Origin of the sequence: Pedobacter lithocola (genome assembly GCF_042650845.1) — a bacterium.
GTDB classification, from domain to species: domain Bacteria; phylum Bacteroidota; class Bacteroidia; order Sphingobacteriales; family Sphingobacteriaceae; genus Pedobacter; species Pedobacter lithocola.
Genome location: NZ_JBHSBW010000011.1, coordinates 443,423 through 459,947, shown reverse-complemented (window position 1 = coordinate 459,947; position 16,525 = coordinate 443,423). Strand labels below are relative to the sequence as shown.

Annotated in this window: 17 protein-coding genes; 12 read left to right on the top strand and 5 right to left on the bottom strand. The window is 35.1% G+C overall.

From position 1 onward, the window contains the following. Window positions 1–20 precede the first annotated feature (20 nt). Window positions 21–1,562 carry an L-piperidine-6-carboxylate dehydrogenase gene (gene amaB, locus ACFOWA_RS12355; protein WP_378985553.1) on the bottom strand — a complete coding sequence of 514 codons (1,542 nt, stop codon included), beginning with the start codon at window positions 1,560–1,562 and terminating at the stop codon, window positions 21–23. Window positions 1,563–1,827: 265 nt separating this feature from the next. Further along, window positions 1,828–2,061 carry a hypothetical protein gene (locus tag ACFOWA_RS12350; RefSeq protein ID WP_378985551.1) on the bottom strand — a complete coding sequence of 78 codons (234 nt, stop codon included), beginning with the start codon at window positions 2,059–2,061 and terminating at the stop codon, window positions 1,828–1,830. A gap of 250 nt (window positions 2,062–2,311) precedes the next feature. On the opposite strand from ACFOWA_RS12350, the gene ACFOWA_RS12345 reads away from it, so the two are divergent. From ACFOWA_RS12345 to ACFOWA_RS12315, 7 genes are all read left to right on the top strand, one after another. Further along, window positions 2,312–3,715, top strand: a complete 1,404-nt coding sequence (locus ACFOWA_RS12345) for a tetratricopeptide repeat protein (protein ID WP_378985549.1) — start codon at window positions 2,312–2,314, stop codon at window positions 3,713–3,715. 60 nt (window positions 3,716–3,775) lie between these two features. Further along, window positions 3,776–4,543 carry a phosphosulfolactate synthase gene (locus ACFOWA_RS12340; protein ID WP_123207627.1) on the top strand — a complete coding sequence of 256 codons (768 nt, stop codon included), beginning with the start codon at window positions 3,776–3,778 and terminating at the stop codon, window positions 4,541–4,543. A 102-nt stretch (window positions 4,544–4,645) separates the two neighbouring features. Continuing rightward, window positions 4,646–5,395, top strand: coding sequence for a shikimate dehydrogenase family protein (locus ACFOWA_RS12335; RefSeq protein ID WP_378985546.1), 750 nt, complete (start codon window positions 4,646–4,648; stop codon window positions 5,393–5,395). 39 nt (window positions 5,396–5,434) lie between these two features. Then, entirely contained in the window at window positions 5,435–6,022 is a 588-nt protein-coding gene (gldD, locus tag ACFOWA_RS12330) for a gliding motility lipoprotein GldD (RefSeq protein ID WP_378985545.1), read from the top strand. Between the two features lie 22 nt (window positions 6,023–6,044). After that, window positions 6,045–6,683 carry an MBL fold metallo-hydrolase gene (locus ACFOWA_RS12325; RefSeq protein WP_378985543.1) on the top strand — a complete coding sequence of 213 codons (639 nt, stop codon included), beginning with the start codon at window positions 6,045–6,047 and terminating at the stop codon, window positions 6,681–6,683. A 60-nt stretch (window positions 6,684–6,743) separates the two neighbouring features. Then, window positions 6,744–7,970, top strand: coding sequence for an ABC transporter permease (locus ACFOWA_RS12320; protein ID WP_378985541.1), 1,227 nt, complete (start codon window positions 6,744–6,746; stop codon window positions 7,968–7,970). 5 nt (window positions 7,971–7,975) lie between these two features. Further along, window positions 7,976–8,356 (top strand): hypothetical protein, encoded by a 381-nt coding sequence (locus ACFOWA_RS12315; protein WP_378985539.1) that lies wholly within the window; start codon window positions 7,976–7,978, stop codon window positions 8,354–8,356. 66 nt (window positions 8,357–8,422) lie between these two features. Here ACFOWA_RS12315 and ACFOWA_RS12310 read toward each other — a convergent pair whose 3' ends face one another. Next, window positions 8,423–10,111 carry a sodium/sugar symporter gene (locus ACFOWA_RS12310; RefSeq protein ID WP_378985537.1) on the bottom strand — a complete coding sequence of 563 codons (1,689 nt, stop codon included), beginning with the start codon at window positions 10,109–10,111 and terminating at the stop codon, window positions 8,423–8,425. 191 nt (window positions 10,112–10,302) lie between these two features. Between ACFOWA_RS12310 and ACFOWA_RS12305 the strand changes: the two genes are divergently transcribed. The 4 genes from ACFOWA_RS12305 (at window position 10,303) to ACFOWA_RS12290 (ending at window position 12,410) form a co-directional block, all read left to right on the top strand. Next, on the top strand, window positions 10,303–10,638 hold the full coding sequence (locus ACFOWA_RS12305) for a tRNA-binding protein (protein ID WP_378985535.1): 336 nt from the start codon (window positions 10,303–10,305) through the stop codon (window positions 10,636–10,638). A 14-nt stretch (window positions 10,639–10,652) separates the two neighbouring features. Then, window positions 10,653–11,120: a nucleoside deaminase gene (locus ACFOWA_RS12300; RefSeq protein ID WP_378985533.1), complete on the top strand. Its 468-nt coding sequence runs from the start codon at window positions 10,653–10,655 to the stop codon at window positions 11,118–11,120. Between the two features lie 153 nt (window positions 11,121–11,273). Next, window positions 11,274–11,882 carry a superoxide dismutase gene (locus tag ACFOWA_RS12295; protein WP_378985531.1) on the top strand — a complete coding sequence of 203 codons (609 nt, stop codon included), beginning with the start codon at window positions 11,274–11,276 and terminating at the stop codon, window positions 11,880–11,882. A gap of 90 nt (window positions 11,883–11,972) precedes the next feature. After that, the gene (locus ACFOWA_RS12290) at window positions 11,973–12,410 is read left to right on the top strand and encodes a hypothetical protein (protein ID WP_378985529.1); all 438 of its coding nucleotides are present in this window, start codon (window positions 11,973–11,975) and stop codon (window positions 12,408–12,410) included. Window positions 12,411–12,627: 217 nt separating this feature from the next. Here ACFOWA_RS12290 and ACFOWA_RS12285 read toward each other — a convergent pair whose 3' ends face one another. Together ACFOWA_RS12285 and ACFOWA_RS12280 are read right to left on the bottom strand one after the other, a co-directional pair. Next, complete coding sequence (locus ACFOWA_RS12285) at window positions 12,628–13,560, bottom strand: hydrogen peroxide-inducible genes activator (RefSeq protein ID WP_378985527.1); 933 nt, start codon at window positions 13,558–13,560, stop codon at window positions 12,628–12,630. Between the two features lie 75 nt (window positions 13,561–13,635). Continuing rightward, a complete protein-coding gene (locus ACFOWA_RS12280; protein WP_378985525.1) occupies window positions 13,636–15,276 on the bottom strand; it encodes a glycoside hydrolase family 43 protein in 1,641 nt (546 codons plus the stop codon). Between the two features lie 239 nt (window positions 15,277–15,515). Here ACFOWA_RS12280 and ACFOWA_RS12275 point away from each other — a divergent pair, with 239 nt between their 5' ends. Further along, the gene (locus ACFOWA_RS12275) at window positions 15,516–16,472 is read left to right on the top strand and encodes a pectinesterase family protein (RefSeq protein WP_378985523.1); all 957 of its coding nucleotides are present in this window, start codon (window positions 15,516–15,518) and stop codon (window positions 16,470–16,472) included. Window positions 16,473–16,525 lie beyond the last annotated feature (53 nt).

Sequence of the window (16,525 nt, the reverse complement as noted above, 5' to 3'; positions counted from 1 at the left end):
ATAACACAGAAAACCAATTCTTAAAAATCAAACTTTATTCCTTGTGCAAGTGGTAATGTATTAGAATAATTGATTGTATTTGTTTGGCGCCTCATATATGCTCTCCAGGCATCAGAACCACTTTCTCTACCGCCTCCCGTTTCTTTTTCACCGCCAAAAGCACCACCAATTTCTGCTCCCGATGTTCCAATATTTACGTTCGCTATTCCACAATCAGATCCTTGATTAGATAGGAACAATTCTGCTTCACGCAAATTCAACGTCATAATTGCTGATGATAAACCTTGCGGTACACCGTTTTGCAATGCAATTGCTTCATCTAAAGTTTTGTATTTAATTAAATATAAAATTGGCGCAAAGGTTTCATGTTGTACAATTTCATAATCATTCTTAACCTCGGCAATACACGGCTTAACATAACAACCGCTGCTATAATTTCCGCCTTCTAAAACCCCACCATCTACTACGAAATTTCCACCTTCTGCTTTACATTTTTCAATCGAATTTAGATAAGCTTTAACGGCGTCTGTATCAATCAGCGGACCAACATGATTGTTTTGATCTAATGGATCTCCAATTCTTAATTGTCCGTAGGCTTTAACCAATTTCTCTTTAAAAGTATCATATACTTTTTCGTGAATAATTAATCTTCTGGTAGAGGTACAACGTTGCCCTGCGGTACCTACAGCTCCGAAAACTGCGCCAATTAAACTCATATCTAGATCGGCATGTTCAGAAATGATTATTGCATTATTACCTCCTAGTTCTAGCAAACTTTTCCCTAAACGGGCACCAACTGCAGCTGCAACCTCCTTACCCATTCGAGTAGAACCCGTTGCAGAAATTAAAGGTACACGACCATCATTAGTCATTAATTCGCCAATCAATTTATCGCCAACAATTAGGTTTGAAACACCTTCAGGAATATCATTATTTGCTAAAACTTTCGCTATAATTTTCTGGCAGGCAATCCCGGTTAAAGGTGTTTTTTCGGATGGTTTCCAGATGCAAACATTACCACAAACCAAAGCTAATGCCGCATTCCAGCTCCATACTGCAACAGGAAAATTAAATGCAGAAATAATACCTACAATTCCTAAAGGATGCCATTGTTCGTACATACGATGGCTTGGTCTTTCGCTGTGCATGGTTAAACCATAAAGCTGCCGAGATAAACCAACAGCAAAATCGCAAATGTCTATCATCTCCTGCACCTCACCAAAACCCTCTTGCAAACTTTTACCCATTTCGTAAGATACGAGCGTACCTAAAGCTTCTTTATTTTGCCGCAAAGCATCACCAAGCTGGCGAACTATATCTCCTCTTTTGGGTGATGGAACTGTCTTCCAGAAAAGAAAAGCTTCTTGTGCCTTTTCAATTACCGAATTATAATCAGCCTGATTGGCCACTTTTACCGTAGCAATACTTTTACCATCAACTGGTGAGGAGCTAACAATAGTTTCTGAATTTGATGATCCTCCCCAATTGTTACCCGTGCTATAGGCCAGGTTTTCGGGTTGAATTTCTAATGTATTTAATATAGATTGAATATCTGTTTTCATAGAATGCGCTGTTATAATTTTTAATCATCAATAATTCAAAGCTAAGATTTACAATCATCTTTTCTCCGGGTATCAATAATATAAACAATTCGCCAGCCGCTTTCGCCTTTAACCAATTGAAAAGAGTTCACCCCGCAATGACTGAATTTATCATCAATATAAAATTTATAGTCCGTCCACACGCTGGCTAACGGCCCATCAATTAAAACTTTTGTAAATACAATTCGCTCATCATATTTCTGTGGATGCGGTGTGCCAATAAACTTTAAAAGTTAGATATTGGTGAAGTTTGTACTGTATTTATTCCATTTTTATTAACAATGGTTTGCATAATACACGTGCTTGCAAAGGCGGATGATGCCAATGAACTATCACCTTTCTTCATACCCGCGAATAAATTGTTTACCACGGCTTTAACTGAATCTTCTACTGATTTTTGTGCCATCAGTTTCTGACTAAAAAATGCACATATAAGCGCCAAAACGAATACTCTTTTCATGACTTCTGAATTACCTTTGATAAAATAAATTTATGTTATTTTTGTAAAAGAAGAGAAAAGGAACTGCTGCTACAGAATAATTTGTTGATTACTCACACATTTTAACACAACTAAAAGAGTTTATTTCAACGATTTACGCCTATATTAACATACATTGTTAATAATTATTTATAAAGGGCATTGGTAAATATTGTAAACTTATAATGTGTTTTTCTACTAAATGGCACGGTTCTTTTAATAGTATAACGATATGGAAGAAGAATTTTTTTTTGAATCCAATGAAGATGCACAACGTTCTATCGAGCGTTACGAAGAAATGATTCGCAATAAGGATCAATACTTTTTTGATGCAGGTGCCTTTGAATACATTGTAGATTTTTACATCGAGAAAAACGATCCTGTTAAGGCTTTGCAGGTAGTAGATTATGCGGTTAGCCAACATCCTTACGCTACCGTATTTTTAATAAAACAAGCCCATTTGTTTATTCTTACAAACCATAACGAGCAAGCTTTTATTGCCTTGCAAAAAGCCGAATTGCTTGAACCATCTGAACCGGATATTTACTTACTGCGTGGTAATATCTATCAAAATACAGAACGTTATAGCGAAGCTTTAGAGAATTACGAAAAGGCTTTAGATTTAGCAGAAAGCACTGATGAGATTTTACTTCAAATTGCTTATGTATATCAAAGCATGTCTGATTATGAAAGCGCCATCACTTACATTAAACTAAGTTTGGAGCAAAACATGGAAAATCAGGATGGTTTATACGAACTGGCTTTTTGTTATGATGTTTTAGATAAACAAGAAGAAAGCATAAAATTTTATCAGCAATATATTGATACTGACCCGTATTCGTATGCGGCATGGTATAACTTGGGCAACAGCTTTCATAAACTTAATCTTTTTGAAAAAGCGATTGATGCTTACGATTATGCCATTTTAATTAAAGAAGATTTTAGCTCAGCGTACTTTAATAAGGGTAATGCTTTAGTGCAGCTAGATAAATATGATGAGGCGATAGAAGTTTATAAACACACTTTCGAATACGAACAACCCAATGCCGATACTTATTGCGCAATTGGCGAATGTTACGAGAAGTTGGAGAAAATGGATGAAGCCCGTTCTTACTACAAGAAATCGGTTAAAATGGATCCAAAAATGGCCGATGCCTGGTTTGGAATTGGCGTTACGTTAAATCATGAAGAGCGATATTTCGAATCGTTACATTTTTATAAAAAAGCCATAGACTTAGAAGGCGAAAATCCAGATTTTTGGTTTGCAATGGCCGATGCTCATTACAAATTGAATCAAATTGAAGAATCTATTGCAGCTTATGAGAAAGTATTAGAGTACAATCCTTTAGATATAGAGGCTTGGTTAGACTTTAGTACTGTTTTATACGAGCAAGGAAAACTTCTAGAAGCATCGGAAACGATGGCAGAAGCAATAAAAAATAATCCGGAAGCAGCAGAACTTTATTATAGAATGGTTGCATATCTTTTCGCATTAGGAAATTATGCCGATGCATTGGGTTATTTAGAAACCGCTTTAACAACTGACCCTGATAAACATTATATTTTATTTGAATATTTACCTCAATTACAGGATAACAGCGCCATTATCAACGTTATAAACAGATATATCAGGTAAAAGCCCTGTGAGAAAAATTTAACAAATAATTCTCAAAATTTTTTTCACTTTTGTACGCATATGAATTACCCATTATTAAACGTTCCCGAGCGTCCTGCTAAACCACGCCAAAAAGGCTACACAATGGTTATGGATAAGGGATTAAGCCTTCGCCAGGTAGAAGATTTTATTGAAGTTGCCGGCGTTTATACAGACATCGTAAAATTAGGTTGGGCTACATCACATGTTACACCAAACCTCAAAGAAAAATTAGCCTTATATAAAAGTGCAGGTATTCCAACTTATTTCGGCGGAACGCTTTTTGAAGCATTTATCATCCGTAATCAATTCGAGGATTATCAACGTGTTCTAGATCAATATGGAATGGAATACGCCGAAGTATCCGATGGTTCTATCGAAATTGAACACGATATAAAATGTGGTTACATTAGCGAACTTGCTAAACAAGTTACCGTAATTTCTGAAGTAGGAAGTAAAGATGCTGCCAAAATTTTTGCTCCATATAAATGGATCAAACTTATGAAAGCGGAAATGGAAGCTGGCGCCTGGAAAGTAATTGCCGAAGCCCGTGAAGGCGGAAACGTAGGTATATATCGTGGCAGCGGTGAAGTTAGAGAAGGTTTGGTTGATGAAATTCTAACTCAAATTCCAGAAGAAAGTATTATTTGGGAAGCTCCACAAAAAGAGCAACAGGTTTGGTTTATTAAACTAATTGGCACCAATGTAAATTTAGGAAACATTGCGCCTGCAGAAGTTATTCCATTAGAAACCATTCGTTTAGGATTGAGAGGCGATACTTTCGACCACTTCCTAAATTTAGGCAAATAAAATATTCAAAATCGTTATTGCGAGGCATAAAGCAATCAAACAGCACTATTTTTTGCTTGTTTATAAGGTTGTTTTTTGCCTCGCATTAGTGTAAATATAATTATGAAAACTTACGGCTTAATAGGGTTTCCGCTTTCGCATTCATTCTCCAAAAAATATTTTACCGAAAAGTTTATCAACGAAGGTATAAAAGATCACCAATACGAGCTTTTTCCTATCGAAAGTATAAAATCATTACCAGATTTATTGGTTAAAAACCCTTCCCTCTATGGCTTAAACGTAACCATTCCTCATAAGGTTGCAGTTATGCCATTTTTGAATGATATTGAGGAAGCAGCAGAAAAAATTGGGGCCGTAAATTGTATTGCGATAAGAAGTTTTGAAGGAGAAACCTATTTAAAAGGTTTTAATACTGACGCATTTGGTTTTGAAACTTCGTTAAAACCTCTATTAGAACCTCAGCATAAAAAAGCTTTAATATTTGGCGATGGTGGGGCGGCGAAAGCAGTAAAATATGTTTTACACAAGTTAAATATCGAGTTTCAGGTGGTTGTGCGCAAAGCTTTTGAAGGAAAAATCTTATACAGCGATGTAACTGATGAACTTTTGCAATCGCATAAACTATTAATAAACACAACGCCTTTGGGCATGTCGCCCAACATAGATACCTTTCCTGAAATAAATTACAATATATTAGGAAAAGAACACTTGGCTTATGATTTGGTTTATAATCCGTTAGAAACAGTTTTTTTAATAAAAGCAGCGGAACAAGGCGCTAAAACTAAAAATGGCTTGGAAATGCTTCATCAACAAGCAGAAAAAGCCTGGTGCATTTGGAATAATATATTATAAACTGCGTTTCTACATTAGCCTACTACTAGAGAAGATAATATGAAATTGAAATACTTTATTTTTCTGCCCTCAATGCTTCTTCTACTTTTAGCAGCTTGCCAGAATAATGATTATAGTCCGAAACCAAAGGCTTATTTCAGAATTATTTATCCCGAAAAAAAATATCAGGAATTTAAATCCTCTTCGGCCTTTAGTTTTCAATATCCTGTTTATGCCAAAATGGAAATTGACAAAGGTAAAAAGACCGGGAAAGACTGGTACAATCTTCATTTTAAACAATTTAATGGTTTTTTGCATTTAACTTATTACGATGTTTCGAATAAGGCTGAGTATGATGAAATGGTTGAAGATGCCCGTAAGCTTGCCTTTAAGCACACCATAAAAGCAAGGGCTATTGATCAAAAAGTAATTAACTATCCGGAAAGAAAAGTTTACGGAATTTACTATGCAATTGAAGGCAATACAGCATCATCTGTCCAGTTTTTTCTAACAGATAGCACAAAACATTATTTTAGAGGTGCTTTGTATTTTAACGAACGTCCGCAGTACGATTCAATAGAACCAGTGGTAAAATTCATAAAAACTGATATTGATAAAATGATATCGACCTTTAAATGGAAAGATTAATTTCTAGAATGAAAATAACATTATGATTAGCATAAAAATATTTACGTTTAACGCTTATAGTGAAAATACTTACGTTTTGTACGATGAAACTAAATCATGCGTAATCATCGACCCAGGGATGTATGAGGGTTCAGAGCAAAATAAATTAGTAGCCTTTATAAAAGACAACGAGTTAAAACCCGAACTACTTTTAAATACACATTGCCATTTAGACCATGTTTTCGGTAATAAATTTGTTTTTGATACCTGGGGATTGAAACCACAATTTCATAAAGGCGAACTGCAAATTTTACAAGCTGTACCAGGTTATGCGCCGCAGATGGGCTTTGGGAAATATGAACTTTCGCCAGAACCTGATACATTTCTAGATGAAAAAGGTACAGTAACTTTTGGAAACAGTAGCCTGGAGCTGATTTTTGCACCGGGGCATTCACCTGCTCATTTGTGTTTTTATAGCGAAGCCGATAACTTTTTAATTGGCGGCGATGTTTTATTCTATGGCAGCATTGGTCGCACGGATTTACCCGGCGGTAACCACAATCAACTTATCAACAGCATAAAAACAAACATATTTCCATTACCAGCCGATTGCAAAGTTTATCCTGGTCACGGTCCATCAACAACAATCGGTTTTGAAAAAGAACATAATCCCTTCTTTTAATGTTAACTCCTTGGAATAACTAAATTAAAGCTATCCAATTCATTTTTATACATTTAATCTGTGAATACTCCATTCTATATTGCCAAAAGGTATTTGTTTGCCAAAAAATCAACAAATGCTATTAATTTAATTTCGGGCATTTCTATGGTTGGGGTAATGGTTGGTAGTGCAGCATTAATAATTATTTTATCGGTATTTAATGGTTTAGAAGTTACCATTTTAAACATGTTTAATACAGTAACACCAGAAATTTCCATCAGTCCGGCAAAGGGAAAAACTTTTAACCCTGATACCGAATATTTTAATCAATTAAGGGATAGCAAAGATGTTTACTCTTTTACTGAAGTATTGCAAGAAAATGCCTTGTTGAAATATAACGACAAGCAGGCTGTAGGCATGGTAAAAGGAGTAAGCTATGATTACTTAAAGAACACTAAATTAGATAGTACAATTAAAGAAGGCAGGTTTGTTTTAAATAATAAAAGCGGATATACCTCGGTAATTGGTTCGGCTTTACAAAGTTATTTAAATGTAAATACGGTTGATCCCTTTACAGAATTGGAAGTTTTCTCGCCGAAAAAAGATATTGCAGCAAACACCCTTAATCCAGCTGATGACTTTGTAAACAAGAGCATCAGGGTTAGCGGTGTATTTGAGGTACAGCAAGAGTTTGATAATGGCATTATCGTTCCGCTTGATTTTGCGAGAACACTTTTAGGTGAAGAAAAGAATGTTTCATCTATAGAAATATATCTGCAGCCCGGTGTTGATGTAGAAAAATTTCAGGAAGAAGTTGCAGAAAAGGCTGGTTCGGCATTTGAAGTGAGAAACCGAGCTCAACAAAACCGATCGCTATATCACATCTTAAATACGGAAAAATGGGCAGTTTATATCATACTAACCTTTATACTAATTATTGCTATATTTAATATCATAGGCTCGTTAACCATGTTGGTAATAGATAAGGTTAAGGATATTGCCATATTAAGCAGTTTAGGAGCAAGCAAATCGCTAATTAAGAGAATTTTCTTATTGGAAGGAATGATGATTACCATGTCTGGCTGTGTACTAGGATTAATAATCGGGATAATATTTTATTTCATTCAGCATAACTTCGGAATCATTAAAATGGGAGAAGATACCTTGATAAGCTCTTATCCGATAGGTTTAAAATGGAAAGATTTTATTTTAGTTTTTGTTACGGTAGGCATTTTCTCATTTTTGGCATCTGCTTTGTCATCTAATTTGAGCGTAAAGAACATAGAACAAATTAATCAATCATTATAAACTACATGAAACTATTTAAACAAGCAGGCGTATTCGTTATGCTATTTGGCGTTGCCATAACCGCTTGTAATAGAGAGGAGAAGACTGAAGAAGCAAGTAAAAGTAAAACCGTTAAAGGTTTATACAGTTTCGGACCTGAAATGAAATCATTCACGCTTTGCGAAGATGGCAGGGAATATTGGGTGGCAGATAGTGTTAAAAATCTTGAATTATCATACAGTAATTTAAACTTCGAAAAGCCTTACGAGCCAGTATATGTAGAATTAGAAGGTTATTTTTCAAAATCTGATACTGCCACTGTAGCTGCAGATTTTGATTCTACCTTGGTAGTAACAAAGGTGATTAAGATTAGCAAAGAAATCCCTGATGGGCCTTGTGCACAATAAGGTTTTAATATAAAATTCGCCATTGCTGTAGATGGTAACTATCTCAGCAATGACAAACAATTTCTCTTACCAATAAATGCTATAAAGCGCAACAAGTAATCCCAAAATTAACAAGGCGCCAACTGCAAAACCTGTTGAGGTTTTGAACATCTTAGCATCAATTTCAAGTCCTTTAGTATTTACGCCTTTTCTACCTTCTATCATACTAATAATAAACATTCCTATAATACAAAATATAAATACGAAGCCCATTCTATCTAAAAACGGAATTTCATATAACATATTTCCATTCTCTTGTTTCACCAATTTAGAGAAACCCGTACTTGATAACCATGATAAATCACGCCATTTTGGAAGAAATTTTAAATAAAGCGATAACGCGAAGCCTCCAATTGTAGCAAATAAGGCTGCATTTGATGTCGTCTTTTTCCAAAAGAAACCTAAAATAAACATGGCAAAAATACCTGGAGAAACGAAGCCTGTGTATTCCTGAATGTATTGGAAACCTCCTTTTTTATCGATACCTAAATGAGGAGCAATTAGCACACCCAAAACCATTGCCACAATAATGGCAACCTTACCTGTTAAAACTAAGTTCTTTTCGGTTGCATCAACATTAAGAACCTTTTTGTAAATATCTAACGTAAAAATTGTTGCAATGCTATTTGCCTTACCTGCAAGCGATGCAACTACAGCGGCCGTTAATGCCGCGAAAGATAAACCCTTTAATCCGGCAGGTAATAAATTAAGCAGAACAGGATATGCTCTATCAGGATTTACAGAGCCATCTTGTAGCATCTCTGATTGAAATGCGCCATCTTTGTATAAAACATAAGCTGCAATTCCTGGAAGTACCACAATAATTGGCATTAATAATTTTAAAAATGCAGCGAATAAAATACCACTTCTGGCCGTTTTTAAATCTGCTCCTAACGCTCTTTGAGTAATGTATTGATTGCAACCCCAGTAATTTAAATTCACAATCCACATACCGCCTACCAAAACACTTAAGCCTGGTAAATCAATGTAATTTTCATTTTCAGGTTTTAAAATCATGTGGAAATGTTCTGATGCTTTTGACGTCATCAAGCTGTATCCTCCAAAAATTCCTTTAGTTCCGTAATGTTCTGAAACCAAATTCAAAGCCAAATATGTAGTAGCTAATCCGCCGAGGATTAAGAAAAACACTTGAATTACATCTGTATAACCAATAACTTTCATCCCGCCAAGGGTAATAATTATCGCGAAACCAGCGATGGCATACATACATAAATCGAGACTAAAACCAGAAATGCTACTCACTGCTAAAGCTCCTAGATATAAGATTGAAGTAAGATTTACCACGACATACAAAAGCAACCAAAACACAGCCATAATCATTGCTACTGTACCATTATACCTTTGGTGCAGGAATTGTGGCATGGTAGAAATTTTATTTTTTAGGTAAACCGGAATAAAGAATACAGCTACAACAATTAATGTTGCGGCGGCCATCCATTCGTAAGTAGCAATGGCTAAACCCATTTTAAAACCCGAGCCACTCATACCAATAAACTGCTCGGCAGAGATATTAGAAGCAATTAATGATGCGCCAATTGCCCACCAGGTTAAAGAACCTTCGGCTAAAAAATAATCTTTAGACCCAGTTGATGCTGATTTTTTCTTATTGTAAATGTACAGACCGTAAGCGGCAACAATTACGAAATAGATTAAAAAGACGATGTAATCTTTTGTATCCAGTAAGTTATTTTTCATTAATTATTAAGGATTATTTGGTTCGGAAGTTTAAATGTAATGATTCATAAAAAATAAATAGAGATTTTTAACAAAAAAAATACGTTACTAAAAGCTAATCAAATAATAAATTTCGAATGAAATTATTGAGATTTCAATATCTTCTTTATCCCGATTAGATTATTTTAAATTTACACCACATAAAAATACCTATGGAAGAAATAACCTGGAATGATTTTGAAAAAGTAGAATTACGTGTAGGTACAATTATTGAAGTTATTGATTTTCCTGAAGCCAGAAAACCGGCATACAAATTAAAGGTTGATTTTGGTGAGTTTGGCATTAAAACAAGTAGTGCTCAAATCACTAAATTATATACCGCAGATAATCTTTTAGGAATTCAAATTGTTGGTGTAGTTAATTTTCCGAAAAAGCAAATTGGAAAATTTATGTCAGAGTTTCTGGTAACAGGCTTTGCTAATGAAAGCGGCGACATTGTTTTAACTACAGTAAATCAAAAAGTACCGAACGGTAGTAAAATGATATAAGCTATATTTGAACCATGAGTTTTTATAATTTCGAAAACAACAATCCCGAGGCCGAAGATTTTCACTATATGAAATTAGCTTTGGCAGAAGCCCAAAAGGCTTTGTCAGAAGATGAAATTCCTATTGGCGCAATAGTGGTTTCAAAACACAGAATTATTGGAAGGGGATACAATCTAACAGAACGTTTTAACGATGTTACTGCACATGCGGAGATGCAGGCTTTTACATCAGCAGCCCAAACCATTGGAGGCAAATATTTGACCGACTGTACATTGTACGTTACTATTGAACCTTGCGTAATGTGTGCTGGGGCGAGTTATTGGACACAGATAAGCAGAATTGTTTATGGTGCGAGAGAAGAAAAAAGAGGCTTTTTATCTAAAGGTGCTAAATTGCTTCACCCGAAAACGGTGCTAAAAGGTGGTGTTTTAGCAGATGAATGTGCTGAATTGATGAAAAATTTTTTCCTAAATAAAAGATAATTTGATTGACTTGAAGAGGAAGATTTTATCGAAAATAATATAGCAATATAATAAGTAAAAAATCATTTGATGATAATAACGTGAACAAAACTTAACCTTCGAATGTTATATTTGCTACAAGAAACATATTTTAAACTTTAAACATATAATATTATGGCTTTTGAATTACCTGCGTTACACTACGCAACCGATGCATTAGAACCGCATATTGATAAAATGACCATGGAAATTCACCATGACAAACATCACCAGGCTTATGTTACCAACTTAAACAAAGCATTAGAAGGTAAGCCTGAGGCGAATTCTAGCATCGAGGATATTGTTAAAAATATTTCGAAATACCCGGCTGCTGTTAGAAACAACGGTGGTGGACATTATAATCACTCATTATTCTGGAATGTTTTAGGCCCGAATAAAGGTGGTGAACCAACAGGCGATTTAGCAAAAGCGATTAATGAAACTTTTGGTTCTTTCGCTGAATTAAAAACTAAATTACAAGAAGCTGGAGCAACACGTTTTGGTTCTGGTTGGGCTTGGTTATCAGTTGGTGCCGATAAAAAACTACAGGTGTCATCTACTCCAAATCAAGATAACCCTTTAATGGATATTGCTGAAGTAAAAGGAACACCAATTTTTGGTATCGATGTTTGGGAACATGCATATTACTTAAAATATCAAAATAAACGCCCTGATTATTTAGCAGCAATTTGGAATGCTGTGAATTGGGATGCTGTTGCAGAGCTTTATAAGAAAGCACTATAATTGTAGAAACAAAAATTACTTTGAAAGCCTGTAAACACAAATTTGCAGGCTTTCTTATTAATCGATACCTTCGCATATAATATTTTACACATGAAAAAGGTTATATTCTTATTCTTAATGGTTTTCGGCGTTACATCATTAACATTTGCACAGCAAAATAAGGTGCCAACATCATCAGAAATTGCCAAAAAAAATGTTGAAGATTTAGATAAAAAACTAAAATTGAATGATACCCAAAAAAGCATCATTTATAGTTTAACGTTTAATCAAGCTAAAGAACAATCTGATTTAATTAAAAGACAACAAGCCGGAACATCTAAAGAAGAAGATGTTGATAAATTTTATAAACTACAAAACGAAACTTCGAAAGGAATTCGCAACGTATTAAAAGGCGACCAACAAACCAAATACGATAAAATTATCGAAGAGCGTTTGAGCGGCAAATCAAATAAAAAGAAGAAAAAAGGCGAAGAAGAAGTTGAAGGAGATATTAACGGATTGTTATTTAAACCTGAAAAAGTAAACTAGTAACTCTAATTTTTACTTAATTAACCTGATTTCAATTATTAAAATGCATTTTACAATAACGGTAAGCATTTAACAAGAATGGTCGTAATTGCGAGGCTGGACTTTTGCGAGCTGAATCAATCTTTCTAACTAAATAAATAGATTGCTTCGTACCTCGGAATGACGCAAAAGGTGTTCAAACAAATTTTTTTTGAAAGTATTAATCTAACTCAGGTTATTAGATACCAACGATATCTTTTTTCTTTTTTTGCTTCATGGTTTTAGGAATTATTTCTAAAATTTCATCTTTTAAAGCATTTAGCATTCTTTTTTTGATGTAGTTTTTGTGTGTAACCAAACTAATTTCACGCACAGGTTCTGGCGATTTAAAGTGCCTAATTTTGTTGATTTGTTTTACATTTAATTCTGCTATTGCCAGTTCTGGCAACAGTGTTGCACCACCGTTTAAATCTACCATTCTTACCAAGGTTTCTACACTTCCTGTATTATATTCTAAACCCTGAAGCCTGTTATTTTTGGTAGAGCGGCAAATATTTAACACCTGGTTCCGCATACAATGCCCTTCATTTAAAAGCCAGATGTTTTCATCGTTCAAGTCCTCAGCATCGATTGCTTTCTTCTTATATAATTTGCTGTTTTTACTAATATAACTAACAAAGTTCTCGTAATAAAGCGGTATTTCTAAAATGTTCATATCCGTTAACGGAGTAGCTAAAATCCCACAATCTAAAACTCCAGTTTTTAAATGGTGAATAATGTCTTCTGTGGTATATTCCCAAATCATTAATTTTAAATCCGGGTATTTTTCTAGCATTGCCGATATTACCTGAGGCAATAAGTATGGTGCAACCGTTGGGATGACCCCGATTCTTAATTCGCCCAAAACATCCTGCTGCTGACTATTAATCAACTCTTTAACCTTACCGCTTTCTTGAAGAATAACCCTGGCTTGGGCAATAATTTGAGTTCCAATCTCCGTTGGACTAACAGGTTGCTTGCTCCTATCGAACAGTTTTACACTGAGCAACTCTTCCAGTTTTTGAACCTGCATGCTTAAAGTTGGTTGGGTTACAAAGCACTTTTCTGCAGCCGTAACAAAGCTTCTGTAAGTATCTACTGCAACAATGTATTCAAGCTGAACTAAAGTCATATAGGGAAAGTTGATTTATAACTTCAAATATATAAATTTTAACTATAATTAATTTACACAAAAATAAAATTATCTCTATTTGATTTTATCAACTCTAAACCAATCGTATTCTGCAATGCCCGAATCATTTGTTTGTGTTTCTCTTGTAGCAAATATGCCCATTTTTGCACCAATCCATTGCCCGGCTACAGCTTGAAATTCATCACCAGCATTTATAAATTTTACTCCATCATAGCTATAGCTAAACTGGCACTTTGCACCAGCAGTTACTTTAACACTTAAGTGAATCACGTTAGAATTTAATTTGATAATTTCATTTTCATCTTCAGCCTTTCCTTTATCTGCCGAAATACAAGTATTGTAAATTAAGTAGATTCCATCCTTTTTGCTTTTTACTGTGAATGCAGCATAATTTCTCCCTAATACAACCAATCCGGTTTCTTCATTTTCTAGTTTGGGGTTTGGTTTAAAGGTTAGTTTGGTAGTTGCCATAAATTCATCAGCAGGGAATTTTTGCAGCAACAAATTTGGGACATCCCACAAATTTTTTGCATCATCAGGCACTTTTGATGTATATAACTTTAAAACGCTTTTTGCAGCATCGGTAAATGCCCAGGTGCTTTGTGGATTTGCTTGCCATTGCCATTGCAAACCCAGTTGTTGTGTTGTAAATTCATCACTCTCTATCGGTGTTTCTATGGGATATATTTTACCAACATTCGGCTTATTGAAGCTTTTTACAGGCTCACCTTTTCCATCACCATCTTTATCAATTCCTATAACTGGCCAATTATTTACCCACTTCATTGGTTGTAAATGAATAACTCTACCATAAGCATCTTTATCCTGAAAATGGATAAACCAATCTTCCCCTGTTTGGGTATTAAGCCAAGCGCCTTGATGTGGCCCATTAATGCCTGATTTGCCCTCGTCCATAACCACTTTCCGCTCATATGGACCATAAATGTTTTTGCTTCTTAATACTACCTGCCATCCTGTAGAAACACCTCCGGCAGGAGCAAAAAGATAATAAAACCCATTCCGCTTATACATTTTTGGTCCTTCAATAGTTGGGTCGAGCTCATGTCCATCGTAAACTATTGTACCTACAAAGATGGGTTTGGTTCCTTCAGAATTTAACGGCATAATGGCCAAAACACTTTTTATACCTGCTCTGCTTCCGGCATAAGCATAAGCTAAATATGCCTTCCCGTCTTCGTCCCAAAACGGGCATGGGTCGATTAAACCTTTACCTGCAATAACCAATTCAGGAGCAGACCAAAGTCCTGTGATACTTTTTGCCTTTGTTAGGTAAATCCCAAAGTCTGGGTCGGGATAATAAATACAAAATTCGCCATTTCTATACCGGATGGATGGCGCCCAAACACCATTTCCATGTTGTGTTTTTTCAAAATGCTCGAAAGGCGGTTGCCGCAACAAAGCATGCCCGATTATTTTCCAATTAATTAAATCTTTAGAATGCAGTATTGGCAAGCCGGGAACTGCGTCGAAACTAGACGCAACCATATAATAGTCACTTCCTACACGAATGGCATCGGGGTCAGAATAATCGGCATTTATAACTGGGTTTTTAAAAGTTCCATTACCCAAATCAGAAACCCAAACTTTAGAAACATATTTATTCTTAACTGTATCTTGAGCAAAACATAACGAAGGAATGATGGATAAAAAAAGTATGTTTAATAGATTTTTCATTGGAAAACTGATTAAAAAATTCAATTTATATTTGGCTAAACAAGGTTAAGCCAATTTTATTTTTAATCCAATGTTTATTGTGCAATCGTTCCCGTTATCGTTTGCGAGGTTTAATTTATGCTAATCCTTCTTTGCTTTATTTTTAATGATTAAAATTGCTCATCATATATTAATTAAAACACGGCTGCGTTTAAGGTTTACCGATAACGTGGCCGATTTTATTTTTAGCTAACCATAATATGAAAACCGTATTCATCCTGCTGTTAATTGCATTTCGCTTATCTGCAAATGCTACACAAATAAAGCCCGATTTTATCGTATCCATTGATGGAAAAGGCAATTTTAAAACGGTACAGGAAGCCATTAATGCTGTACCTGATTTTAGGAATAAAACAACAGTAATTTTTATTAAAAAGGGTGTGTATAAAGAAAAGCTTGTATTGGCAGCATCAAAAAAGAACGTAAAGCTTGTTGGTGAAAGTTTAAAAGAAACTATTTTAACTTATGATGATTACAACCAGAAAAAAAATATTTTTGGCGAAGAAAAAGGGACTTCTGGCTCATCAAGTTTTTACATTTATGGTGAAGGGTTTTCTGCAGAGAATATAACTTTTCAAAACTCTTCTGGCCCGGTTGGGCAGGCAGTTGCAGTATGGGCTGGTGGCGATAAGTTGATTTTTAACAACTGCAGATTCTTGGGTTTTCAAGATACACTTTACACCTATGGCGGCAATAACCGGCAGTATTATTACAATTGCTATATTGAAGGTACAGTAGATTTTATTTTTGGTGCATCAACGGCCTGGTTTGAAAGCTGCACCATTTTTTGTAAGAAGTCAGGGTATATTACTGCTGCATCTACAGCCGATACCACAAAATTTGGTTACGTATTTAATAAATGTAAAGTTGTTGGCGATGCAGCATCAAATAGTTTCTATTTAGGCAGACCGTGGCGACCATTTGCTAAAGTGGCCTATCTAAATTGTGTGCTTCCAGAACTCATAAATCCTGCAGGATGGAACAATTGGGGTAAGGAAAGCAATGAAAAAACAGCCTATTATGCAGAGTATAATAACTCGGGCAAGGGCGCAAAAACAGATAATAGAGTTGGATGGTCTCACCAATTAACAGCTAAAGAATATGAAGCATATACACTGGAAAATGTGTTCCGAAGCTGGATTCCACAACTAAAATAATAGGCTATTCATCTATTAAACAAATAGTTAATAGTAATTTACCAATACATTTG

Excerpts from the sequence above, each read along its gene's own strand:
- gldD (WP_378985545.1), top strand. The coding sequence starts at position 5,435 with ATGAAATTGAAATACTTTATTTTTCTGCCCTCAATGCTTCTTCTACTT.
- ACFOWA_RS12295 (WP_378985531.1), top strand. The coding sequence starts at position 11,274 with ATGGCTTTTGAATTACCTGCGTTACACTACGCAACCGATGCATTAGAA.
- ACFOWA_RS12290 (WP_378985529.1), top strand. The coding sequence starts at position 11,973 with ATGAAAAAGGTTATATTCTTATTCTTAATGGTTTTCGGCGTTACATCA.
- ACFOWA_RS12280 (WP_378985525.1), bottom strand. The coding sequence starts at position 15,276 with ATGAAAAATCTATTAAACATACTTTTTTTATCCATCATTCCTTCGTTA.
- ACFOWA_RS12340 (WP_123207627.1), top strand. The coding sequence starts at position 3,776 with ATGAATTACCCATTATTAAACGTTCCCGAGCGTCCTGCTAAACCACGC.
- ACFOWA_RS12315 (WP_378985539.1), top strand. The coding sequence starts at position 7,976 with ATGAAACTATTTAAACAAGCAGGCGTATTCGTTATGCTATTTGGCGTT.
- ACFOWA_RS12275 (WP_378985523.1), top strand. The coding sequence starts at position 15,516 with ATGAAAACCGTATTCATCCTGCTGTTAATTGCATTTCGCTTATCTGCA.
- ACFOWA_RS12345 (WP_378985549.1), top strand. The coding sequence starts at position 2,312 with ATGGAAGAAGAATTTTTTTTTGAATCCAATGAAGATGCACAACGTTCT.
- ACFOWA_RS12335 (WP_378985546.1), top strand. The coding sequence starts at position 4,646 with ATGAAAACTTACGGCTTAATAGGGTTTCCGCTTTCGCATTCATTCTCC.
- ACFOWA_RS12305 (WP_378985535.1), top strand. The coding sequence starts at position 10,303 with ATGGAAGAAATAACCTGGAATGATTTTGAAAAAGTAGAATTACGTGTA.
- ACFOWA_RS12325 (WP_378985543.1), top strand. The coding sequence starts at position 6,045 with ATGATTAGCATAAAAATATTTACGTTTAACGCTTATAGTGAAAATACT.
- ACFOWA_RS12300 (WP_378985533.1), top strand. The coding sequence starts at position 10,653 with ATGAGTTTTTATAATTTCGAAAACAACAATCCCGAGGCCGAAGATTTT.
- ACFOWA_RS12285 (WP_378985527.1), bottom strand. The coding sequence starts at position 13,560 with ATGACTTTAGTTCAGCTTGAATACATTGTTGCAGTAGATACTTACAGA.
- ACFOWA_RS12350 (WP_378985551.1), bottom strand. The coding sequence starts at position 2,061 with ATGAAAAGAGTATTCGTTTTGGCGCTTATATGTGCATTTTTTAGTCAG.
- ACFOWA_RS12310 (WP_378985537.1), bottom strand. The coding sequence starts at position 10,111 with ATGAAAAATAACTTACTGGATACAAAAGATTACATCGTCTTTTTAATC.
- amaB (WP_378985553.1), bottom strand. The coding sequence starts at position 1,562 with ATGAAAACAGATATTCAATCTATATTAAATACATTAGAAATTCAACCC.